The sequence below is a fragment of the Nonomuraea sp. NPDC048882 genome (assembly GCF_040649755.1).
Classification (GTDB): Bacteria; Actinomycetota; Actinomycetes; order Streptosporangiales; family Streptosporangiaceae; genus Nonomuraea; species Nonomuraea maheshkhaliensis.
This window is the reverse complement of the sequence record NZ_JBEZGB010000012.1, coordinates 304,339-326,587: the sequence shown is the minus strand read 5'-3', so window position 1 is coordinate 326,587 and position 22,249 is coordinate 304,339. Positions and strand designations below refer to the sequence as shown.

Here is a 22,249-nt window from a genome sequence, read left to right as displayed (position 1 = left end):
ACATGTCCACCCTAGAGATTCGTGACCTGCAGGTCGCCGTCGAGGACAAGGAAATCCTGCGCGGCGTCAACCTGACCGTTCAGGCCGGGCAGACCCACGCCATCATGGGCCCCAACGGCTCGGGCAAGTCGACGCTCGCCTACGCCATCGCCGGCCATCCGAAGTACACCGTCACCGGCGGCCAGGTGCTGCTCGACGGCGTCGACCTGCTGGAGCTGTCCGTCGACGAGCGGGCCCGCGCCGGCCTGTTCCTGGCCATGCAGTACCCCGTCGAGGTCCCCGGCGTGTCCGTGTCGAACTTCCTGCGCTCGGCCGTCACCGCCGTCCGCGGCGAGGCGCCCAAGCTGCGCGAGTTCGCCAAGGACCTCAAGGGCGGCATGGACGCCCTGTCCATCGACCCCGCCTTCGCCCAGCGCAACCTCAACGAGGGCTTCTCCGGCGGCGAGAAGAAGCGCCACGAGATCCTCCAGATGGAGCTGCTCAAGCCGAAGATCGCGGTGCTCGACGAGACCGACTCCGGCCTCGACGTCGACGCGCTGCGCGTGGTCTCCGAGGGCATCAACCGCTTCCGCGCCTCCGGTGACACCGGCGTGCTGCTGATCACCCACTACACCCGCATCCTGCGCTACGTGAAGCCCGACTTCGTCCACGTCTTCGCGGCCGGCCGGATCGTCGAGCAGGGCGGGCCCGAACTTGCCGACAAGCTCGAGGCCGAAGGCTACGAGCAGTACACGAAGGCGTCTGCATGACTTCACACAGCTTCGATGTGGAGAAGATCAGGGAAGACTTCCCGATCTTCTCCCGCGAGCTGCCCGACGGGCGTCCGCTCGTCTATCTCGACTCGGGCAACTCCTCACAGAAGCCCAACCAGGTCATCGAGACCATGCGGGAGCACCTGGCGCTGCACTACAGCAACGTCGGGCGCGCCATGCACGTGCTCGGCGCCGAGTCGACCGACGCCTTCGAGAACGCCCGCGACAAGGTCGCGGGCTTCGTCGGGGCGCCGTCGCGCGACGAGGTGATCTTCACCAAGAACGCCTCAGAGGCGCTCAACCTGCTCGCCTACTCCTTCGGCAACCCCGTCAACACCGACCCGCGCTTCACCCTCGGCCCCGGTGACGAGATCGTCATCTCCGAGATGGAGCACCACTCCAACATCGTGCCGTGGCAGCTGCTCGCGCAGCGCACCGGCGCGACGCTGAAGTGGTTCGGCGTCACCGACGACGGGCGGCTCGACTACACGCCCGAGCTCATCACCGAGCGGACGAAGATCGTCTCGATCGCCCACCAGTCCAACGTGCTGGGCACCGTCAACCCGGTGACCGAGGTGGCCGCGCGGGCCCGCGAGGTAGGCGCGCTGGTCGCGCTCGACGCCTCCCAGTCCGTGCCGCACCACCCGGTCGACGTGACCGCGCTGGGCGCCGACTTCGTGGCCTTCACCGGCCACAAGATGGTCGGCCCCTCCGGCATCGGCGTGCTGTGGGGGCGCACCGAGCTGCTGGAGGCCATGCCGCCGTTCCTGGGCGGAGGCGAGATGATCGAGGCGGTCTGGATGGACCGCTCGACGTACGCGCCGATCCCGCACAAGTTCGAGGCGGGCACGCCGCCGATCGTCGAGGCCATCGGGCTCGGCGCGGCGGTCGACTACCTCACCGAGGTCGGCATGGAGGCCGTCGAGGCGCACGAGCGCACGCTGACGGCCTACGCGCTCGACGCCCTGCGCGAGGTGCCCACCCTGCGCGTCATCGGCCCCGAGACGCTCGAAGGGCGTGGGGGCACGGTGTCGTTCACGCTGGAGGGCATCCACCCGCACGACGTCGGGCAGATCCTGGACGACCAGTTCGGGGTCGCCGTACGCGTCGGGCACCACTGCGCGCGCCCGCTGCACCTGCGTTTCGGAATACCCGCGACCACGCGGGCGTCGTTCTACCTGTACAACACCACGGGCGAGATCGACGCCCTGGTGCGCGGCCTCCATCACGTTCAGAAGGTGTTCGCATAGCCATGATCGGCGAGTCGATGTACCAGGAGCTGATCCTGGAGCACTACAAGCACCCGCAGGGGCGCGGGCTTCGTGAGCCGTACGACGCCGAGGTTCACCACGTGAACCCGACGTGCGGCGACGAGATCACGCTCAGGGTCAAGGTGGGCGACGCGGGCAAGATTCTGGACGTCTCCTACGAAGGTCAGGGCTGCTCGATCAGCCAGGCCGCCGCCTCCGTGCTGCACGAGCTGACCACCGGATCCACGGTCGACGAGACGCTCTCCGTGGTCGACGAGTTCACCCGGCTCATGCAGGGCAGGGGAAAAGTCGAGGCCGACGAGGAAGTCCTCGGTGACGCCGTCGCGTTCGCGGGCGTGGCCAAGTTCCCGGCGCGCGTTAAATGTGCGTTGCTTTCATGGATGGCGTACAAAGACGCCGTTGTGAGGAGTGCTGCCGAATGAGTAAGCCTGTGGAGACTCCGACCGGCTACGACGGTGACGCGACCGCCGAAGAGGTCATGGAGGCGCTCAAGGACGTCGTCGACCCCGAGCTCGGCATCAACGTCGTCGACCTGGGCCTGATCTACGGGCTCAACCTCGACCCGTCCGACGGCGGGCAGCCCGTGGCCACCATCGACATGACGCTGACCAGCGCGGCCTGCCCGCTGACCGACGTCATCGAGGACCAGGCCCATTCGGCGCTCGACGGCATGGTCTCCGACGTGAAGATCAACTGGGTCTGGCTGCCGCCGTGGGGCCCTGACAAGATCACCGACGAGGGGCGCGAGCAACTGCGTATGCTAGGCTTCAACGTCTGATCTTTTCCGCTGTCACGGCTGGCGTAAATCGTCAGCCGTTTCAGCGTGCCATAGCGGGTTCCGGAAAGTCCGTGCCCCCGGCCGGGGAATATCCGATAATATCCCCGGCGTTGGAAAACAGGTACACCTGACGTCTCATCGCGCGTCACGCATCGCCTGCGGCCGGTGCTCCGGTGTCCCCCCTCATTTTCATCCCGCCCTCATGGCGGGCGCCCTTGAACGTGTGCGGCCACAGGCCGCACGTCCCGGCTCGTCCTTTCGCAGAAGTGACGCGCCACTTCGACGGAAAGGCACGAATTTCGTGACCATGCTTGACGCTGTCATGCCCACGCTCGGCGAAACCTCCCCTGAGACGAACGCCGAGACCAACGCTGGGCAGCCGGGCCCGTCCGAGTTCGAGCTGCTTGGCCTGCCCAAGCCGCTCGTCAACGGACTGGCCAAGCTGGGCTTCGACAGCCCGTTCCCCATCCAGAGCGCGACGATCCCCGACGTGCTCGCCGGCCACGACGTCCTCGGGCGCGGCCAGACCGGCTCGGGCAAGACCCTCGCCTTCGGCCTGCCCACCATGGCGCGCATCGCCGGTGTGCGACCCGCCCCCGGGCGGCCGCACGCGATGATCCTCGTGCCCACCCGCGAGCTCGCCCTCCAGGTGCACGACGCCCTCGAACCCCTCGGGCGCGGCCTCGGCCTGCGCATGAAGGTCATCGTCGGCGGCATGTCCATGGGCAAGCAGATCGAGGCGCTGCGCCGCGGCGTCGACATCGTGATCGCCACCCCCGGCCGCCTGGGTGACCTCATCCGCCAGGGTGAGTGCTCGCTGGGCGACGTCGAGGTCAGTGTCCTCGACGAGGCCGACCACATGTGCGACCTCGGCTTCTTCCCCGTCGTCACCGAACTGCTCGCGCAGACCCCGGCCGACGGCCAGCGGCTGCTGTTCTCGGCCACGCTCGACGGCGACGTCGACAAGCTGGTGCACCGCTTCCTCAAGGACCCGATCACCCACTCCGTGGCTCCGGCGACCTCGCCGGTCGACACCATGGAGCACCACGTGATGCAGGTGTCGCGCGACGACAAGTTCGACGTCACGGCCGAGATCGCCAACCGCGAGGGCCGTACGATCATCTTCGTCCGCACCCAGCACGGCGTGGACCGGCTGTGCAAGCAGCTGGCCAGGGTCGGCGTCAAGGCGGGCGGCCTGCACGGCGGCAAGCGCCAGAACCAGCGCACCCGCATCCTCGCCGAGTTCCGTGAGGGCTCCGTCAACGTGCTCGTCTGCACCGACGTCGCGGCGCGCGGCATCCACGTGGACAACATCAGCCTGGTGCTGCACGTGGACCCCCCGCAGGACCACAAGAGCTACCTGCACCGGGGCGGCCGCACGGCCCGCGCCGGCGAGAAGGGCACGGTCGTCACGCTGGTGCTGCCCAACGAGCGCCGCTCGACCGACGCCCTCACCCGCCGCGCCGGGATCCACCCGTTCCGGCTCAAGGCCACGCCTGGTCACCCCCGGCTCGCCGAGGTGACCGGGGCCCGCACGCCGAGCGGCGAGGCCGTTCCCGTGTGGGAGCCCGACGTCCGCAAGCCGCTGCGCCCGCGCCGCGAGGGCGGCTCGTCCGAGCGCAGGGGCCGGGGGCGGGGCCGCCGGGATTTCGACGGTGAGCGCCGCCCGCGCCGGCACGACGACGGCGAGCGCTCGTTCGGCCCCGGCGACGACCGCCGCCCGCGGCGGCACGAGGACGGCGACCGTCCTTTCACCTCCGGTGACGACCGGCGTCCGCGCCGGCACGACGACGGTGAGCGTCCCTTCACCTCCGGCGACGACCGGCGTCCGCGCCGGCACGACACGGGTGATCGGCCGTTCGGGCGTACGCAGGAGCAGCGCCCGGTCGGCGACGACCGCCGCCGTGACAGCCGGCCCGCTCGGGGCGGCTACCGCTCCGACGACCGCCCGCTCCGGCAGGACGACCGCGGGCAGCGCGCCGGCGGCTACCGTTCCGACGACCGGGGCGGCCGTTTCGCCGCCGACCGTGGCCGGCCGTTCTCGGCCGACCGCGAGCGCGGGGTGCGCTCCGACGAGCGTGCGCCGCGTGACGGCTACCGCTCCGGCGGTGGCGGCGGGCGTCCGGACGACCGCGGCGGTAACGGTGGTTTCCGCCGCAACTCGGGGCGCCGCTTCGAGCGCTGACCACGCCTGACGCCGCGACATACGGCGACATATCACGACGCTGCCCGCCGTGCCTTCCGAGGCGCGGCGGGCAGCGCCGTCTCCGGGCGGGTGTGCGTACGCGTCGGCCCCGTCGGCCCGCGAACGTCCGGCCGCGTCGTTTCACGTCGTTGCACGTCGGCTCACGTCGGCTCACCGTCGGCTCACGTCGGGTCGCGCTGTCTTGCGTCGTCTCGCGTGGCGGACGCGGGGCGGCGCCACCCCATGACGCAGACTAGGCTTATCAGGCACGCAGCCGACCGACGAGAGAGATCATGAAGACCTTCGAAGAGCTGTTCGCCGAGCTGTCAGAGAAGGCCCGGACCCGGCCCGTGGGCTCGGGCACCGTGGCCGCGCTCGACGCCGGCGTCCATGCCATCGGCAAGAAGGTCGTCGAGGAGGCCGCCGAGAGCTGGATGGCGGCCGAGCACGAGTCAGACGACAGGGCCGCCGAGGAGATCTCGCAACTCCTCTACCACGTTCAGGTGCTCATGATCGCCAAGGGCATCGGCCTCGACCAGGTCTACAAGCATCTCTAGGGCGCCCAGGCGCCCGGCACCCGGAGATGACGGAAGCGAGACACACGTAAGGACCTGACATGCTGCGTCTGGCAGTACCCAACAAGGGCTCGCTCAGCGAGGCCGCCCAGAGCATGCTGAAAGAGGCGGGCTACCGCTCGCGCCGCGACAGCAAGGAGCTCGTCGTGGTCGACGAGGCCAACGGCTGCGAGCTGTTCTTCCTGCGCCCGCGCGACATCGCCGTCTACGTCGGCGAAGGCACCCTCGACGTGGGCATCACCGGCCGCGACATGCTGATCGACTCCGGCGCCCCGGTCGAGGAGATCATGCCGCTCGGTTTCGGCGACTCCACGTTTCGGCTGGCCACCACGGCCGGCGCGATGGCCTCGGCGGCCGACCTCAACGGCCGGCGCATCGCCACCTCCTACGCGGGACTGCTCGAGAAATACCTCTCCGACCAGGGCGTCGACGCCCGCGTCATCAAGCTTGACGGAGCCGTCGAGACCGCGATCCGGCTCGGCGTGGCTGACGCCGTGGCCGACGTGGTCGAGACCGGCACCACGCTGCGCAACGTCGGCCTGGAGGTCTTCGGCGAGCCGATCATGCGCTCGGAGGCGGTGCTGATCAAGCGGCAGGCCGTGCCCGACACCCAGGGCGTCGAGCAGCTCGTCCGCCGTTTCCAGGGCGTCGTGCACGCCCGCGACTACGTGATGATGGACTACGACATCCGGGCCGAGCGCATCGAGGAGGCCATCGCGCTCACTCCCGGCATGGAGGGGCCCACCGTCTCCCCGCTGCACCGCGAGGGCTGGGTCGCCGTGCGCGCCATGGTCCGGCGCAAGGGCCACCAGCAGGTGATGGACAAGCTCTGGGACATCGGCGCGCGCGCCATCCTGGTCACCGACATCTACGCCTGCCGCCTCTGACGCCGCTGCGGCGGGGCGGGCGTGATCCGGACCCGACGACCGGGCCGCCGGGGGCGGGTGATCTGACAAATGTCACCGTCAACGGCGGAGGGATCACACTGATGCAGGGCGCCCGCCCCGCCCTAGCGTTCGAGGTATGCGATCCTCCTCCAACGCGGTCGAGTTCGACCACGTCAGCAAGCACTACGGGGCCGTGCTCGCCGTCGACGACCTCTCGCTCACCATCGAGCCCGGCACGACGGTGGCCCTGCTGGGGCCCAACGGCGCCGGCAAGTCGACCTCCATCAACCTGCTGCTCGGCCTGCTGCTGCCCTCGTCGGGCGCGGTCCGCGTACACGGCCGTACCCCGGCCGAGGCGGTCAGGGCCGGTCAGATGGGGGCCATGCTCCAGAACGGCGCGCTCATCCCCGAGCTGACCGTCAGGGAGCTCATCGACCTCGTCCGCCGGCTCTACCCGCACCCGCTCGCCCTCGACGAGCTGCTCGGCCTCGCCGACCTGACCGAGCTGGCCGGGCGGCGGGCCGGCAAGCTGTCCGGCGGGCAGGCCCAGCGGGTCAGGTTCGCCCTGGCCGTCGCGGGCGCGCCCAGGATCCTGCTGCTCGACGAGCCCACCGCGGCCATGGACGTGGAGTCCAGGCTGCGGTTCTGGGCGAGCATGCACGACTACGCGGCCGGCGGCAGGACCGTGCTGTTCGCCACCCACCAGATGGAGGAGGCCGACGAGCACTCCGACCGGGTGATCGTCATCGCCAAGGGGCGGCTGGCCGCCGACGGCACCGCCGCCCAGATCAAAGCCGACGCGGGCGGCCACGCCGTCAGCTTCGCCCTCGGCGAGCAGCCCGCCGCCGGGCTGGACCGGCTGCCCGGCGTCACCGCCGTGGAGATCGTCGCCGGCACGGCCACGCTGCACACCTCCGACACCGACGCCACCCTCGACGGGCTCTACCGGGGCACCGCGCTCGACGTACGCGGCCTCACCCTCACCGGCGCCGACCTCGAAGCCGCCTTCCTCCAGCTCACCCGGGAGTCCCGATGATCCACTTCGCCAGGGCCGACATCGTGCGCCTGCTGCGCAACCGGCGCTACCTCATCTTCGTGATCGCCTTCCCCGTCGCGCTGTACCTGATCAACGCCAACATCTACGGCGATCAGACCGACGGCTCCGGGCTCGGCTACAACGTGATCCTCATGGTGTCGATGGCCGCCTACGGCGCGCTGGCCTCGTCCATGATGAGCTCGGCCGTGCCGCTGGCCACCGAGCGGCAGTCCGGCTGGCTGCGCCAGCTCCAGATCACCCCGCTGCCGTCCTGGGCCGTCATCGTGACCAAGCTCGGCACCGCGCTGGCGCTCGTCCTGCCCTCGCTGCTGCTGGTGAGCGTGGCGGCGGTGGTGCAGCAGGGCGTGTCGCTGCCGCCCGGCCGGTGGGCGGCGCTGCTGCTCGCCATGTGGCTGGGCACGGTTCCGTTCATCGCGCTGGGGCTCGCGCTCGGCTCGGTGCTGTCCGCCGACGTGGCCCAGCCGGCCTCGATGGTGTGCATGTTCGCCCTGGCCATCACCGGGGGCCTGTGGTTCCCGCCGGAGATCTTCGGCGCCACGATGAAGACCGTCGCGGAGCTCACGCCCTCCTTCCACTACGCGAGCCTCGGATGGAGCCTGGCCGGCGGGCACGGGGTGAACGCGGTGGACGTGCTGGTCGTGGCCGGGTGGGCGGTCGTCCTGGGCGGGGCGGCGGCCTACCTCTACCGGCGCGCTACCGTACGAGGATGAGCTTCGCCGACAGGATCACCTTCGGGCGGGCCGACGGGGGCGCCTCGCGCGGGAGGCGGCTGCTGGGCACGTCCGCCGGGATGGTCTACCTGGTCTTCCCCATCGCGGAGATCGTCACCGGCGGGCTCACCGGAGCCCGGGCCGTCTGGGCGGGCCTGCTGCTCGCCGCGTTCGTCGCCTCGTTCCTGGCCACGGTGCTCAGCTCCAAGAGCTTCCTGGAACGCAGCCGCTGGACCTACCCGCTGCTCGCGCTCACCACCGTGCTCGGGATGACCGGCGCGCTCGTCTTCGCCGGCTCCTGGCTGAGCCTGCCGGTCTACGCCGTCGTGCTGTACGGGTTCTCGCTGCCGGCCCTGTGGGCGCTCGGGGGCATGGCGCTGAGCCTGGTGACCATCCTGGTCGGGGGCCTGCTCAACGGCGGCACCGCCGAGACCCTCATCGTCCTCGGCATGCAGGTGGTGACCCTCGGCGTGCTGTTCATCAGCGTCCGCAACACCAGGACGCTGACCGTCGAGCTGCACCGGGCCCAGGACGAGGTGGCCCGGCTGGCCGCCGCCGAGGAGCGGCTGCGCATCGCCCGCGACCTGCACGACCTGCTCGGCCACAGCCTGTCGCTGATCGTGCTCAAGAGCGAGCTGGCCGGGCGGCTGGCCGAACGTTCGCCGCGGGTGCGTCAGGAGATCGGGGACATCGAGTCGGTGGCCAGGAAGGCGCTGGTGGAGGTACGCGAGGCCGTCACCGGCTACCGGCAGCGCAGCCTGGCAGAAGAGCTCGACAACGCCAGGACGGTGCTGGCGGCGGCCGGCGTACGCGCGGAGGTCCGCACCACGGGCCGGGGGATGGGCGCGTCCCCCGAACCGCTCGACGGGCTGCTCGGCTGGATCGTCCGCGAGGGCACCACCAACGTCGTCCGGCACGCGCGGGCCACCCGGTGCGAGATCAAGCTCACGTACGGTGGGGCGCACGCGACGCTGGAGATCGTGGACGACGGCAAGGACGGCAGCGGCCCCTACACGCCGGGCAGCGGCCTGAGCGGGTTGTCCGAACGGGTGACGAGCGCGGGCGGCACGGTCACAGCCGGCCCCGAACCGGCCGGCGGTCATGCGCTGCGCGTGCGGATCCCGGCCGGGGCGGGCGCGTGATCCGGGTACAGAGCCAGGCTGGGACGAGGGCGAGTACATGATCCGGGCACAGAGCCCGGCCGACGCGAAGGCGGGCGCATGATCCGGGTGCTGCTGGCCGAGGACCAGGGCATGATTCGCGGCGCGCTGGCCTCGCTCCTGGGCCTGGAGCCCGACATCGAGGTCGTCGGCGAGGCCGCGGACGGTGACGAGGCGCTGGCCGTCGCGGTCGAGGTGCGGCCCGACGTCGCGCTGCTCGACATCGAGATGCCCGGCACCGACGGGCTCACCGCCTGCGCGAAGATCACCGAACGGGTGCCGGAGTGCCGGGTGATGATCCTGACCACCTTCGGGCGGCCCGGCTACCTGCGCACCGCCATGGAGGCCGGGGCGGTGGCGTTCCTGGTCAAGGACAGCCCGGCCAGGGAGCTGGCGGCGGCCATCCGGCGGGTGCACGCGGGGGAGCGGGTGATCGATCCCGGGCTGGCCGCGGCCGCGCTCAGCGCCGGACCCAACCCGCTGTCGGGCCGCGAACGCGACGTGCTGGCCGCGGCGGCCGACGGCTCGACGATCGTCGACATCGCGGGGCGGCTGCACCTGTCGGAGGGCACGGTCCGCAACTACCTGTCGTCGGCGATCCAGAAGACCCGTGCCCGCAACCGCATCGAAGCCGTTCAACGCGCCAGAACCCAGGGCTGGCTCTGACCCGCACGATTGCCCCCTCGCTGCTCGCACGGTGCCGGCGCGGTTGGTGGTGGCTGTGGTCAGTAGCGGAGTTCGGCGAGGATGGCGTAGTGGTCGGAGCCTGGGTCCGGGCCGGCGCCCACGACCTCGCAGCGCACCGGATGCCCCGCGCCGCCGGCTCGCGGCCAGGCGCTGAGGACGTAGTCGAAGCGGCGCGGTGGATACAGGCCGGGCCGCGCAAACGGGTTGGCGTCGCACCACGTGTGTCCTGGGCCGCCGTCGCCGGCCACCTCCCACGCGTCGTAGAACACCACGCCGGGCGTCGCCGGCACGGTGCGGCCGGTCAGCATCCTGATCTCGTCGCTGTCCGGCCCGGCGTTGAAGTCACCGCACACCAGCGCGGGACGCCGCCGCGAGGCCACCTCGCCGACGAACGCGGTCAGCGCCTGTACCTGCTCCTGCCGCGCCCCCGACTCGTCCAGCCGGAACGCGCCGATGATGACGCTGAACACCTGTAACGGGCCGCGCGGCCCGGCCAGCTCGCAGAACAGGGCACTGCCGGGGTTCGCACCGCCCGGCAGGGGGCGCTCCTCTCGCCGCGCGACCGGCCAGCGGGACAGCACCGCGCACGCGGCCCCGTCAGCGGACCCAGCGCCCTCGCCGTTCCCGCCGCTCCCGCTGCCCTGCCCGCTTCCGCTGCTTCCGCCGTTCCTGCCGCCCCCGCCGTACGACGCGACGTGCTCGTAGCCCAGTGACTGGCCCGCCCACTCCTGCAGCGCGACCACGTCGAGGTCGTGCTCGCGCACCACCTTCTCGATCACCTTCGCCCGCCGCGCGTACGGGCCGGACTCGCCCCACACGTTCCAGGTCAGCACGCGTACGCGGGTGCCGATCAGCGGCCCGTACGGCTCGGCCTCGTTCACACCAGCTCCTCGACCGCCTTGATCGCCAGATCGACCTGCTCGGGCGTCGTCACGATGCTCGTGCCGAAGCGCAGCAGCGAGTGGCTGTACGGGGTCACGCTGGTGAGCACCTTCTTCGCGCGCAGCCGTTCCACCGCCTGGAGCGCCGGCATGCCGGTGATCGCGCAGCAGACCAGCCCCGCCGACAGCTCCGGCGCCTGCGGCGTGGCCAGGGTGACGTGGGAGATGCCGGCCAGCCCCGCCTTCAGCCTGGTGGCCAGCTCCTGCGTGCGCTGCTGGACGCGGTCCTTGCCGATCGAGGTCATGAACGCGAACGCCTGCGGCATCGCCCACCGGTGTTCGAACGCCTTGTAGCCGCCGGGCGTGACCAGATCCGCCGTGCTGCCCGTCGGCTCGCCGCCCATCTGCCAGGCGTTGAACGCCGCCGCGCTGAAACTGGGCACGATGGGGGCCACCGGCTCCCAGTCGCGGCCCCACACGATGCCCGTGCCGCGCGGCCCGAACAGCCACTTGTGCGTGCCGCTGGCCAGGAAGTCGCAGCCCAGGTCCGCCACACCGTCGGCCATGGCGCCGAAGCCGTGCACCCCGTCCACGCACAGCAGCACCCTGTCGTGCTCGTCGCGGCCCCGGTTCGCCTCGGCCAGCATGTCGGCGACGGCCCGTACCGGCACGCGTACGCCCGTGCTCGAATGCACCCAGGTGATCGCCACCACGCGGGTGCGGGGGCCCAGCCCCTCCTTGATCGCCGACACCATGCGGTCGGCCGAGGCGCGGGCGGGGTCGTCGTACAGCTTGACCTTGCGGATCTTCGCGCCCGTGCGCGCGGCCATCAGCCGCAGGCCCTCGTGGGTGGCCAGGAAGTCGTGCTCGGTGGTCAGCACGTCCTGGCCCTGGCGCAGGCCGAGACCGGTGTAGAGCAGGCCGAGGCCCATCGTGGTGCTGTCGGTCAGCGCGATCCCGCCCGGCTCGGCGCCCAGGTAGCGGGCGGCGGCCTCGCGCACGGTCGTGTCGGGGAATTCGCCGCCGGGCGGGGTGTACTCGGGGTCGGCGTCCAGGGCGTCGCGGTGCGTCGCGATCGCCCGCCTGACCGGGGCCGGGGCGGGGGCGAGCACGAACGCGGCGAAGTGCGCGGCGGCCGGGTCGAGGGCGAACTGGGCTCTGACGGAAGCCCAGTCGGCCGGGTCGAAGGCCGTGGCGGCCGGTTTCGGCTTGGGGGAGTCCGCCGTGCACGCCGCGACCCCGGACAACACCCCGGCGCCGAGCAGGGTCCGTCTGTTCAGCATGATTACTTCCTATCCCGGCCGCCCCGCGCTTGTCAGCCGCGGATCGCGCTCGGTCGCCCGGACCTGTCAGGTGCGGATCGCGCTCACCTGTCTGATCAGGTCCGAGACGCGGACGATGCCGAGGCAGCGGTTCAGCTCGTCGGTGACCACCAGGTCGTCGTAGACGCGGGCCGCGTCCCGGCCGGCCGCCTGCATGGCCGCGATCGCCGGGGTGGTGCGCGGCACCGTACGCGGTGGGTCGGCCAGGCGCTGAGCGGGCTTCGAGCCGTGCAGGGCGTGACCGTACCGGGCCGCGAACGACAGCAGGAACCGGCTGCGGTCCAGGCTGCCCTTGGGCCGCTGGAACTCGTCCACCAGGATCACGCTGGTGATCGTCGGCTCGTGCCCGAAGGCCGCCACCGCCTCCTCCGCCTTCGCCTCTGCCGGCAGGGTCACGGCCGGCAGCAGCATCTCCTGCACCCGGGGGCCGAGCATGATCGCCGCGGGCGACTCGTCCGCGACCGGCAGCGGCACCCGTACCTTGCCGTCGGGGCCGGGCGCGAGCAGGGGGCCGTGCGCGAGCCGTACGCCGAGGCCGCGGAGCACCGCCACCTGCGCCTCGCGGTGCACGCCGCCCGCCATCACGTGCGCGCCGACGTCGCGCGCCAGCGACGTCACCGCCCGCACCACCGCCGTCGCCCGGTGATCCGCCGGGACGCGCGCCACCACGTCGGGATCGAGGGCTAGCACGTACGGCGCCGCCTCCGCGACCAGGTCGAGCGCCGGGCCGCCCGAGCCCACGCTGGCGAAGCCGAGCAGGTAGCCGATCGTGCGCAGCCCGTCGAGCCCCACCTTGAGCAGCGGCCTGTCCTGGTCCTGGCACGTTCCGGTGAGCAGGAGGATGGCCTCGCGCGGATGCCGGCCCGCCCTCCGCAGCGCCTCGTGCAGGGGCGCCAGCGTGCCCGCGCCCGGCAGCACCGTCCGTACCGGCAGCTCGATGATCATCGGGAGGGGCGCCGCCCTGAGTGAGCCGGTGGCGTCCACGGTGGCGGGGTGCGCGATGACGGCACCGGTATCGAGGTCCACCATGGGACTGGTGAGCAGGGAGGACACGTACAGATGGTGCTCCCGTCACCGGCGCCCCAGAAGCCCCACGAGACAGAATTTACCGACATTTCGGTTAGGGTTCCCCGCTCCGCACCGGCGCCCCGGGCGTCTTCCGAAGGCGTTGGCTAATCTTCGGGGATGAGCGCGCGTCCGGCGAGGGGTGGCGGCCGGTGGGTCACGGTGCCGCCGGAGCGGTTGCATCCGTGGATCGACGGGTTCGCCGGGCGTCACGGGCCCTTCTCCGCGACCGGTGACGAGCGGGCGGTGCGGCTGGTGGCCGCCGACGGCGCGGTGGCCGAGCTGCACGTGCCGTTCCCGCCCATGACGCCGCCCGGCCCGCCGCACGTCACCCGCCTCGTCGCGCACGCCCGCGCCGAGCGGCGGGTCGGGGTGTTCCTGGTACGGCTCGGCGGCTACGCGGCGGGGGTCTTCCAGGGCGGCGCGCTGGTGGCCTCCAAGGTCGGCTCGCGACTGGTGCAGGGACGCACGGCGGCGGGCGGGTGGTCGCAGCAGCGCTTCGCCAGGCGGCGGCGCAACCAGGCCGCTCAGGCGTACGACGACGCGGTGGAGACGGCGGTACGGGTGCTGACCCCGCACCTGGGGCTGCTGGACGGGGTGATGCTCGGCGGCGACCGCAGGGCGGTGGACGCGCTGAGGCCGGATCGGCGGCTGGCGCCGCTGCTGGCGCTGGAGCGGGAGCCGTTCCTGGTGGTGCCCGATCCGCGGCTGGCGGTCCTGCGCGACACGCCCGCCCTGTTCCGCGCGGTACGCATCCACGTCGTCGACCCCGTGTGACCCAGTCGGCCTCGTGCGCGAGGTCAGGAGAAGGCGGCGGCGTGGTCGGCGAGGAAATCGGCCAGGGTGCGAGGGGGTCGCCCGGTCACGTCCCGGACCTCCGTCGTGACCGGCGCCCAGCTCCCGTCACCCGTCTGCGCCTGGAGCTCGGCCAGGTCCAGTGCGAGCTGTTGCGGAAGGCCATGACGCTCCAGACGGGCGGCCAGCTCAGGGACGGGCAGGTCTACGTACCGTGCAGAACGGCCCAGAACCCGGCCGATCTCGGCGGCGATCTCCTCGTGCGACAGGGCCTCGGGGCCGGTCAGCACGTATGCGCGGCCAGGGCCGACGGGGGAGGTCATCAGGGTGGCGGCCACGTCGGCGATGTCGCGGGCGTCGATGTAGCTGATCCGGCCGGGACCGTACGAGCCGTACATGGTGCCGCCCTCGAAGTCGCCCGGCAGGTTCTGCATGAAGCCGCTCGGCCGGAGGGCGGCCCACGGCACGCCGGACTCCCTGAGGTGGGCGTCGATCAGGCCGTGCATGCCCAGGCCGAGCCTGCCACCGGGGGCGGCGTCGCGTACCGACACCGTGACGATCTGCGCGACGCCCGCCTTGGCGGCCAGGTCGATGACGGCGCGGTGGGCGTCCACGACGCCGGGCCAGAGTGAGCTGTTGAGGAAGAGCCGGTCGCCGGGCGAGAGCAGCGCGCCGATCGTCGCGGGCTCGGCGAGGTCGGCGAGCGCGTACGGGCTGCCGAGGTCATCGACCGGACGGCGGACGGCCGCCAGCACCTCGTGGCCGCTCAGCCGCGTGACGAGCGCGCGGCCGATGGAGCCGGTCGCGCCGGTGATCACGATCATCAGGAAACCTCCCGCATAAGTGGAATCTCAGATTCCGGTTAGCTGGACGCTACACTAAGCGGAATTTGATCGTCCACTTGGAGGTCGTACGTGCGCGCGGACGCCAGGCGGAACCTGGGCAAGATCGTCGAGGCGGCGGCCGAAGTCGTGGCCGAACGCGGCGTCGGCGCGCCCATGGAGGCCATCGCCAAGCGCGCCGGTGTCGGCGTCGGCACGCTCTACCGCCGCTTCCCCGACCGCGACGCCCTGATCGCGGCGGTCGGCGACCACTACATCCACACGATGGCGGACGCCCTCGACGCCGCCGACCGCGGCTCGGCCGACGCCTGGAGCGCGATCTGGGACTTCGTCTCCTGGGTCGCCGAGCCAGGCCGCGCCGCGCTGTCCACCGCGCTGGCCGACCTGCCGGACGAGGTGATCGCGCACCGTACCGAGTTCATCCGGGCGCGGGCGCGGTGGGAGGAGCGGTTCGACGAGCTCGTACGCCGGGCGCAGGCCGAGGGGACGATGCGTGGGGACGTCGGCGTACAGGACCTCATCCACCTGCTGAACGTCTTCACCTGCCACCCCGAGGACCTGCCCGCGCCGGTGGCCGCCGACCCGGGCCGCTACCTGCGGCTGATGCTCGACGGGATGAAGGCGGGAGCGGCCACCCCCGCATCGAGTCGTTGAGACGATTCAAAAAAATCTTGAATGCCGCTATGATGAGCCGGAGTCTTGGCGGACCGCCTTCTGCGGTACGCCGCATCCAGCGTGTCTCGCCCCCTTCCGGCGCTCCTCCCGGCGTCCCGGGCGGCGGATCCCGCACTTTCAGCAGCACGGCCTCGTGAGGATCGATGGCGACCAGGAACATCAAGGAGGTCGCGCAGCTGGCGCGCGTCTCAGTGGGCACGGTGAGCAATGTGCTCAACCGCCCGGAGATCGTGTCCCCGGCCACGCGGGAACGCGTCTTCGAAGCGATCAAGAAACTCGGGTTCGTCCGCAACGAGGTGGCTCGCCACCTGCGGGTGGGCCGCAGCAGGACCGTCGGGCTCGTCGTGCTCGACGTGTCCAACCCGTTCTTCGTGGACGTGGCCCAGGGCGCCGAAGCGGTGGCCGACGACCACGACACCATGGTGGTGCTCTGCAACAGCGCCGGCGACCCCGGCCGCGAACGACGCCACCTCGACCAGCTCGAACAGCAGCGGGTGATGGGCATACTGATCACCCCGGTCGAGATGGAGACCCCCTGGCTGGAGGAGCTGATCGCCCGCGGCACCCCCGTGGTGCTGGTCGACAGCCCCGCGACTGGGCTCCAGTGCTCGGTGGCCGTGGACGACCGGCTCGGCGGGCAGATCGCCGGCGCGCACCTCATCGAACGCGGGCATCGGCGCATCATGTTCGTGGGCGGGCCGCCGTCCATCAAACAGGTGGCCGACCGGCACGCGGGCGTGATCAGCGCCGTCGCCGCCGCTGACGGCGCCGTCGAACTGCTCACCTCCACGGCGCCGGCCCTCACCGTGGCCGAGGGCCGCGCGATCGGCGAACGCGTCGCCGCCCTGCCCGCCGACGAACGGCCGACCGCCGCCTTCTGCGCCAACGACATGATGGCGCTCGGCTTCTTACAGGCGATGGCCTCCCACGGGCTGCGCGTGCCCGAGGATCTGGCCATCATCGGGTACGACGACATCGACTTCGCCGCCGCGGCCGCCGTGCCGCTGTCGTCGGTGCGCCAGCCCCGGGAACTGCTCGGGCGTACGGCCATCGACCTGCTGCTGGAGGAGGTGGCCGAGCCTGAACAGCACCGGCACCGGCAGGTCATCTTCCAGCCCGACCTGGTGATCCGAGAATCCAGCGCCTTTCGCCGCTGAGCCCGGTCGCCGTACGGGCTGGGGCGTGGACTGACCTGCGTCCAGCCGGGTCGCGCTGGGTTGCACGTTCACCCAGGCGAACGGGCGTGCCGACCGCCGTGCGCGTTGCGCCGGGCCCCTTCGTAGGCTTTCTCGCCGTCGCGGCGCGCCAGGGGCGTGCAGGAGGGTGGGCCTGCTGAGGGGGTGCCGGGAGGCGTGAAGCTGGGTGTGTTGCCCGTTCTCGGCACGTCCACCCTTTCCGTGTCTCTGGCACGTCGGCCTGTCCGGCGCGCGCACTCCCGGCACCCCCTCAGCGCACCTTGGCGCGCCGCGTCGGTGAGGAGGTGTGCGGAGGGGCCCGGCGCAACGCGTGCGGCGAGACCAGCATGCCCGTTCACCTGGGAAAACAGGCCACCCAGGCCAGTCGGACGCGAAGGATGGCCAGCCCTCCATCCGCTGCCCCAGCACGCCTTCCGTGAGAGCACAGCGAGGGCGGGTGTACTACGTTCGGCGGCAAAGTTGAACAGGAGGAGTTGACTTGGGCGAGATTTACCGTAACCCCCTGGCCACCCCCGACGACCTGGCCGGGTTCCGGATGGAGGGGGACGGTGCGATGTCGTTCCCGCAGGGCCGGATGCGGCTGGAGAGCCGGCGGGCCCCCGTCGAAGGGCAGGCGGCGAATCTGGTGTTGTGGTGTCCTGAGGAGTTTCCCGACGGCGTCCGGATCGAGTGGGAGTTCTGGCCGGTCAGGGAGCCGGGGCTGGCGATCATGTTCTTCCACGCCAGGGGCAGGAACGGCGAGGACCTGTTCGACCCGGCCCTGAGCACCCGTGACGGCCCGTACGAGCAGTACCACCACGGCGACATCGATGCCTACCACGTGTCCTATTTCCGCCGCATGTGGGCCTCCGAGCGCGCCCTGCACACCTGCAACCTGCGCAAGAGCCACGGGTTCCACCTGGTCGCCCAGGGGCCGGATCCGCTGCCGGGGGTGCTGGACGCCGACGGGCCTTACGCCGTGCGGCTGGAGGTCAAGGGGGGAGTGGTGAGCTTCGCAATCAACGATTTGGTCTCGTTCCGGTGGCGGGACGACGGCTCGATCGGCGGTTCCTCCCTGGCAGGAGGCAAGATCGGGTTCCGGCAGATGGCGCCGCTGATCGGAGAGTACGCAAATCTCCGCGTGTCCCGTCATTGACTTTGAGTCGATTCAACACTAATTTCGCACCAACCGCCGTTCACTCGCTTGTAACTGGGCAGGAACCACGGTGCAATACTCCACCCCCGTATCCGTGCACATGCCACGAGAAGGTGGTGCCGGATGAACCATCCCGCCATGTCGATCAGGTTTCAAGCTGCCTGCTCAGAGCTCATCTGGGCGGTCCGGCTGAACCTCGCCTGGCTTGCCTTCACGCTCGCGGGAGGCGTGGTTCTGGGGGTCGGGCCCGCCACTGTGGCCGGCTACACGCTGGCCCGGCGGCATGCTCGTAATGAAACGTTTCAGGTTTGGCGCGAATTCTGGACCGTCTACCGGCGGGAGTTCGCCCGGGCCTCGTTGCTGGTCCTGCCGGGGGCGCTGGCCGCCGTCGTGCTGATCGGCAACTACCTCTACTTCTCCGCCCTCGGGCCCAGCATGGGGGTGCCGAGGATCGCGACCTTCGTGGCCCTCATCGCGCTGGCCGGTGTGGGGGCGTACGTGGGGCCGCTCTACGCGCACTACGACCTGCCGCTGCGGGCCTACTGGCCCAAGGCGGCGCAGCTAGCGCTGATGCGTCCGGCTTCGTCCGTGCTGTTGCTGCTAGCGCTCTCAGCCATCGCCTTCGCGACCTCGGTGGCGCCGATCCTGGCGCCGATGATCAGCTTCGGCGCGTGGATCTATCTCAACACGTGGCTCTGCCTGCGCTTCTTCGAGGAGAACGAGGCGCGCCTGCATTCGAAAGGGAACTCATGAGCGCATCCCGTCGCCGTCGGCTTCTTGCCGGTGTGTTAACGCTAACGGCCGCTCTCACCGCCTCGGCCTGCTCGGGCGGTGGCGACGCGCCTCAATCCGATCCGAACACGATCACGTTCATGTCGAAGCTGTTCGGCACGGCCCCCGAACCGACCGGCGAGCTGCAGCAGGCCATCGAGAAGTTCATCGGCAAGAAGATCAAGGTCACCTGGGTCCCCAACGCCGAGTACACCGAGAAGCTCAACGTCACCCTGGCCTCGGACAACATCCCGCAGGTCGTGGTGGTCGACCCGCACCTGCCGGCGTTCGTCAAGTCGGCGCAGGCAGGCGCGTTCTGGGACCTGACCGACAAGCTGGACAAGTACCCGAACCTGAAGCCGGCCGACGCGCGCACGGCGCTCAACTCCTCCATCAACGGCAAGATCTACGGCCTCTACCGGATGCGACCCCTGCTGCGCTCGGCGATCGTCATCCGCAAGGACTGGCTGAAGAAGGTCGGCCTCGAGGAGCCGAAGACGATCGACGACTTCTACCAGATCGCCAAGGCGTTCACGGAGAAGGACCCCGACGGCAACGGCAAGAAGGACACCTACGGCCTCATCATCCCGAAGTGGCCGGGCAATTACGCCAGCGCCAGCCCGTACGACGTGATCGAGACCTGGTTCGGCGCCCCCAACGGCTACGGCGAGCGTGACGGCAAGGTCGTGCCCGGGTTCGACACGCCGGAGTTCATCGAGGCCAACAAGTGGCTGAAGAAGATGGTCGACGAGGGCCTGGTCAACCCCGACTTCGCCACCCTCGACTCGGCCAAGTGGAACGAGCCGTTCCACCAGGGCAAGGGCGGCATGATCATCGACGTCAACATCCGCTCCCGCCAGGTCCTCGACCTGTTCAGGGAGGAGGGTGACAAGAACTACGGCGACAAGGTCGCCATGGTCGGCAACCTGGCCAAGGCCGACGGCCAGAAGTTCTCCTACCCGTTCACCGGCTACGCCGACTCGCTGGCGATCTCCAAGCAGAGCGTGCGGACCGAGGCCGAGCTGGACAACGTGCTGAAGACGCTGGACAAGCTGGCCACCAAGGAGGGCCAGGTCCTGCTGCAGAACGGCATCGAGGGCCGCAACTTCAAGGTCGACAACGGCGACACCGCCACACTGATCAACGTGGACGACCCCGCGGTGAAGACTGTCCAGGACAACGTGGACGACGCCTTCATCCAGCTCGGCACCAAGGGCTCGGTCGACACAGGCGGCATCGCTTACCAGCGGGTTCCGCCGGAGGAGCCGTACCGGAACATGGTCGCGCTGCAGCAGAAGCTGATGGCGGAGGACCTCAAGACGGCCGTGCACAACGTGGCGCTGCCCGTGGTCGCCCCCACGCAGGTCCAGCGGGGCCCGCAGATCGACACGATCGTCTCCGACGCCCGGGTGAAGTTCCTGTCGGGCGCCATCACGGAGGAGCAGCTCAAGGGCGAGATCAAGCGCTGGTACGACGGCGGCGGCACCCAGATCGTGGCCGAGATCAACGACCTGCTCAGCAAACTGCCCAAGTAGTCACCGACCGCTCGCCTGAGGGGCCCGGGCACCCGCCGGGCCCCTCATACGAAAGGAGGCCGCTGTGGCCACCGACCTGGCGACGCCTCCCTCGAAGGCGGCGCCCAAGGCGAAGAAGCGCCGGGCCGACAAGGTCCCGCTGCGCACGGCGGTGCTGCGCTACCGCTGGCTCTACCTGATGCTCGTGCCGGGCCTGGCGTACTTCGTCGTCTTCAAGTACCTGCCGATGTACGGCGTGACCATCGCCTTCCAGGACTTCCTGCCGTTCCTCGGCTACTCGGGCAGCCCCTGGGTCGGCCTGAAGCACTTCGAAGAGCTGTTCTCCGGTCCCGACTTCGGGCGGCTGATGTTCAACACGCTCTTCCTGGCGCTGCTGCACATCCTCATCGTCTTCCCCGCGCCGATCATCGTTGCGCTGCTGCTGAACGAGCTGCGTCTCAACATCCTCAAGCGCTCGATCCAGTCGCTCATCTACATCCCGCACTTCCTGTCCTGGACGATCGTCGCGTCGCTGACGTACGTGCTGTTCGCGGCCGACTTCGGCGTGCTGTCCGGCTGGATGCGCGACATCCTGGGCGACACCGCGAAGATCGACTACATGGCGCAGGAGGAGTGGTTCCGGCCCCTGATCATCCTGCAGCAGCTGTGGAAGATGACCGGCTGGGGCACGATCATCTACCTGGCCGCGCTGGCCGGGGTCGACCCCAACCTGTACGAGGCCGCCCGCATGGACGGCGCGGGCCGCTTCCGCCAGCTCTGGCACGTGACGCTGCCCGCGATCCGCCCGACGGTCGTGGTCATGGCGATCCTGGCCTCGGGCAACCTGCTGGACACCGGCTTCGAGCAGATCTGGCTGATGACCACGTCGCTGAACCGCTCGGTGGCCGACGTGTTCGACACCTACGTCTACTACGCCGGCATCCAGAACGGCGCGATCAGCTACTCCACCGCCGTCGGCCTGTTCAAGGGCGTCGCCGGCGTCATCCTGATCTTCGGCTCCAACTGGCTGGCCAAGCGTCTCGGCCAGCGGGGACTGTTCTGAGGAGGCCGGACATGTCCACCATGACCGAGACCAAGAAGCCGGCCAAGCTCAAGGTCGACAACAACAGCTCGCTCGGCAGCCGCGTGTTCGACGCGCTCAACGTCATCGTGCTCGTCGGGCTGGCGCTGATCACGGTGCTGCCCCTGCTGTACGTGCTGGCCGGCTCGCTCGCCAACGAGGCCGAGATCTCCACCAGGCCGTTCTTCCTGTGGCCGCACAAGATCGTCACGGAGGCGTACGAGTACATCTTCGCCACCCCCACCTTCGTCCGCGCCCTGCTCACGACCGTGGTCGTGACGGCGGTCGGCATGGTGGTGCAGGTGCTGCTGACCTTCACCATGGCCTACCCCCTGGCCAAGCGGTACCTGCCGGGCCGCACGCTGGTGCTCAACCTCGTCATCTTCACGATGGTCTTCACCGGCGGCATGATCCCCACCTACCTGGTGGTGCGCGACCTCGGGCTGCTCGACAGCTACTGGGCGCTGATCCTGCCGCTGGCGATCAACCCGTTCTACCTGATCATCGTCAAGAGCTTCTTCCAGGAGCTGCCGCAGGCGCTGGAGGAGGCGGCGCGGATCGACGGCTGCAACGAGATGGGCGTCTTCTTCAAGATCGTGCTGCCGCTGTCGAAGCCGATCATCGCGACGTTCTCGCTGTTCTACGCGGTGGCGATCTGGAACGACTACATGTCACCGCTGCTCTACATCAGCGACCCGAACAAGTGGACGCTGCAGATCCTCGTCCGCCAGCTCACCAACACCGACGCCGCGGCGGCGCTGTCCCAGATGGACCGGACCTGGGTGCCGCCCGAGCAGGGCCTGAAGTTCGCGGTCGTCGTCATCGCGACGCTGCCGATCCTGTTCTTCTACCCGTTCCTGCAGAAGCACTTCGCCAAGGGCGTGCTGATCGGAGGCGTCAAGGAGTGACC

General features: G+C 70.3%; 23 protein-coding genes. 19 read left to right on the top strand and 4 right to left on the bottom strand.

Features of this window, described 5'->3' with window-relative positions; genetic code table 11:
* The first annotated feature begins 2 nt into the window (after positions 1 to 2).
* The 11 genes from sufC (at position 3) to AB0C27_RS37315 (ending at position 10,041) form a co-directional block, all read left to right on the top strand.
* The gene (gene sufC, locus AB0C27_RS37365; protein WP_106251463.1) at positions 3 to 749 is read left to right on the top strand and encodes a Fe-S cluster assembly ATPase SufC; all 747 of its coding nucleotides are present in this window, start codon (positions 3 to 5) and stop codon (positions 747 to 749) included.
* Positions 746 to 2,002, top strand: coding sequence for a cysteine desulfurase (locus tag AB0C27_RS37360; RefSeq protein WP_357854317.1), 1,257 nt, complete (start codon positions 746 to 748; stop codon positions 2,000 to 2,002). The genes sufC and AB0C27_RS37360 overlap by 4 nt, the downstream gene beginning before the upstream one ends.
* A 2-nt stretch (positions 2,003 to 2,004) precedes the next feature.
* Positions 2,005 to 2,445, top strand: a complete 441-nt coding sequence (sufU, locus tag AB0C27_RS37355; RefSeq protein ID WP_357854315.1) for a Fe-S cluster assembly sulfur transfer protein SufU — start codon at positions 2,005 to 2,007, stop codon at positions 2,443 to 2,445.
* The gene (locus AB0C27_RS37350) at positions 2,442 to 2,801 is read left to right on the top strand and encodes a metal-sulfur cluster assembly factor (protein WP_106251458.1); all 360 of its coding nucleotides are present in this window, start codon (positions 2,442 to 2,444) and stop codon (positions 2,799 to 2,801) included. Before sufU ends, AB0C27_RS37350 begins: the two co-directional genes overlap by 4 nt.
* A gap of 307 nt (positions 2,802 to 3,108) precedes the next feature.
* The gene (locus AB0C27_RS37345) at positions 3,109 to 4,986 is read left to right on the top strand and encodes a DEAD/DEAH box helicase (protein WP_357854311.1); all 1,878 of its coding nucleotides are present in this window, start codon (positions 3,109 to 3,111) and stop codon (positions 4,984 to 4,986) included.
* Positions 4,987 to 5,279: 293 nt separating this feature from the next.
* Complete coding sequence (locus AB0C27_RS37340; protein WP_357854308.1) at positions 5,280 to 5,543, top strand: phosphoribosyl-ATP diphosphatase; 264 nt, start codon at positions 5,280 to 5,282, stop codon at positions 5,541 to 5,543.
* 59 nt (positions 5,544 to 5,602) lie between these two features.
* Positions 5,603 to 6,448, top strand: coding sequence for an ATP phosphoribosyltransferase (gene hisG, locus AB0C27_RS37335; RefSeq protein ID WP_357854305.1), 846 nt, complete (start codon positions 5,603 to 5,605; stop codon positions 6,446 to 6,448).
* A 136-nt stretch (positions 6,449 to 6,584) separates the two neighbouring features.
* On the top strand, positions 6,585 to 7,484 hold the full coding sequence (locus AB0C27_RS37330) for an ABC transporter ATP-binding protein (protein WP_357854303.1): 900 nt from the start codon (positions 6,585 to 6,587) through the stop codon (positions 7,482 to 7,484).
* Positions 7,481 to 8,215, top strand: coding sequence for an ABC transporter permease (locus tag AB0C27_RS37325; protein WP_357854300.1), 735 nt, complete (start codon positions 7,481 to 7,483; stop codon positions 8,213 to 8,215). The genes AB0C27_RS37330 and AB0C27_RS37325 overlap by 4 nt, the downstream gene beginning before the upstream one ends.
* A complete protein-coding gene (locus AB0C27_RS37320) occupies positions 8,212 to 9,357 on the top strand; it encodes a sensor histidine kinase (RefSeq protein ID WP_357854297.1) in 1,146 nt (381 codons plus the stop codon). Before AB0C27_RS37325 ends, AB0C27_RS37320 begins: the two co-directional genes overlap by 4 nt.
* 78 nt (positions 9,358 to 9,435) lie before the next feature.
* The gene (locus AB0C27_RS37315) at positions 9,436 to 10,041 is read left to right on the top strand and encodes a response regulator transcription factor (protein ID WP_357854294.1); all 606 of its coding nucleotides are present in this window, start codon (positions 9,436 to 9,438) and stop codon (positions 10,039 to 10,041) included.
* A 59-nt stretch (positions 10,042 to 10,100) separates the two neighbouring features.
* Here the strand turns inward: AB0C27_RS37315 and AB0C27_RS37310 are convergent, their stop codons facing one another.
* The 3 genes from AB0C27_RS37310 to AB0C27_RS37300 all read right to left on the bottom strand — a co-directional run bounded on the left by AB0C27_RS37310 (position 10,101) and on the right by AB0C27_RS37300 (position 13,318).
* Positions 10,101 to 10,943, bottom strand: a complete 843-nt coding sequence (locus tag AB0C27_RS37310) for an endonuclease/exonuclease/phosphatase family protein (protein WP_357854291.1) — start codon at positions 10,941 to 10,943, stop codon at positions 10,101 to 10,103.
* Complete coding sequence (locus AB0C27_RS37305) at positions 10,940 to 12,226, bottom strand: aminotransferase class V-fold PLP-dependent enzyme (protein ID WP_357854288.1); 1,287 nt, start codon at positions 12,224 to 12,226, stop codon at positions 10,940 to 10,942. Before AB0C27_RS37305 ends, AB0C27_RS37310 begins: the two co-directional genes overlap by 4 nt.
* Positions 12,227 to 12,292: 66 nt before the next feature.
* A complete protein-coding gene (locus AB0C27_RS37300) occupies positions 12,293 to 13,318 on the bottom strand; it encodes an EAL domain-containing protein (RefSeq protein ID WP_357854285.1) in 1,026 nt (341 codons plus the stop codon).
* 132 nt (positions 13,319 to 13,450) lie between these two features.
* Between AB0C27_RS37300 and AB0C27_RS37295 the strand changes: the two genes are divergently transcribed.
* Complete coding sequence (locus tag AB0C27_RS37295; protein ID WP_357854283.1) at positions 13,451 to 14,107, top strand: acVLRF1 family peptidyl-tRNA hydrolase; 657 nt, start codon at positions 13,451 to 13,453, stop codon at positions 14,105 to 14,107.
* A 23-nt stretch (positions 14,108 to 14,130) separates the two neighbouring features.
* Here the strand turns inward: AB0C27_RS37295 and AB0C27_RS37290 are convergent, their stop codons facing one another.
* The gene (locus AB0C27_RS37290; protein WP_357854280.1) at positions 14,131 to 14,949 is read right to left on the bottom strand and encodes an NAD(P)H-binding protein; all 819 of its coding nucleotides are present in this window, start codon (positions 14,947 to 14,949) and stop codon (positions 14,131 to 14,133) included.
* A gap of 90 nt (positions 14,950 to 15,039) precedes the next feature.
* Between AB0C27_RS37290 and AB0C27_RS37285 the strand changes: the two genes are divergently transcribed.
* The 7 genes from AB0C27_RS37285 (at position 15,040) to AB0C27_RS37255 (ending at position 22,247) form a co-directional block, all read left to right on the top strand.
* Positions 15,040 to 15,621: a TetR/AcrR family transcriptional regulator gene (locus tag AB0C27_RS37285; RefSeq protein ID WP_357854277.1), complete on the top strand. Its 582-nt coding sequence runs from the start codon at positions 15,040 to 15,042 to the stop codon at positions 15,619 to 15,621.
* A gap of 164 nt (positions 15,622 to 15,785) precedes the next feature.
* Positions 15,786 to 16,799: a LacI family DNA-binding transcriptional regulator gene (locus tag AB0C27_RS37280; protein WP_357854274.1), complete on the top strand. Its 1,014-nt coding sequence runs from the start codon at positions 15,786 to 15,788 to the stop codon at positions 16,797 to 16,799.
* 517 nt (positions 16,800 to 17,316) lie between these two features.
* Entirely contained in the window at positions 17,317 to 17,973 is a 657-nt protein-coding gene (locus AB0C27_RS37275; RefSeq protein WP_357854271.1) for a DUF1961 family protein, read from the top strand.
* A 123-nt stretch (positions 17,974 to 18,096) separates the two neighbouring features.
* Entirely contained in the window at positions 18,097 to 18,726 is a 630-nt protein-coding gene (locus AB0C27_RS37270; RefSeq protein WP_346111553.1) for a DUF624 domain-containing protein, read from the top strand.
* Between the two features lie 119 nt (positions 18,727 to 18,845).
* Positions 18,846 to 20,279: an extracellular solute-binding protein gene (locus AB0C27_RS37265; RefSeq protein ID WP_357854267.1), complete on the top strand. Its 1,434-nt coding sequence runs from the start codon at positions 18,846 to 18,848 to the stop codon at positions 20,277 to 20,279.
* A gap of 64 nt (positions 20,280 to 20,343) precedes the next feature.
* Positions 20,344 to 21,321 (top strand): ABC transporter permease subunit, encoded by a 978-nt coding sequence (locus AB0C27_RS37260; RefSeq protein ID WP_357854265.1) that lies wholly within the window; start codon positions 20,344 to 20,346, stop codon positions 21,319 to 21,321.
* Positions 21,322 to 21,332: 11 nt separating this feature from the next.
* Positions 21,333 to 22,247 (top strand): carbohydrate ABC transporter permease, encoded by a 915-nt coding sequence (locus tag AB0C27_RS37255; protein WP_357854262.1) that lies wholly within the window; start codon positions 21,333 to 21,335, stop codon positions 22,245 to 22,247.
* The last annotated feature ends 2 nt before the right edge of the window (positions 22,248 to 22,249 follow it).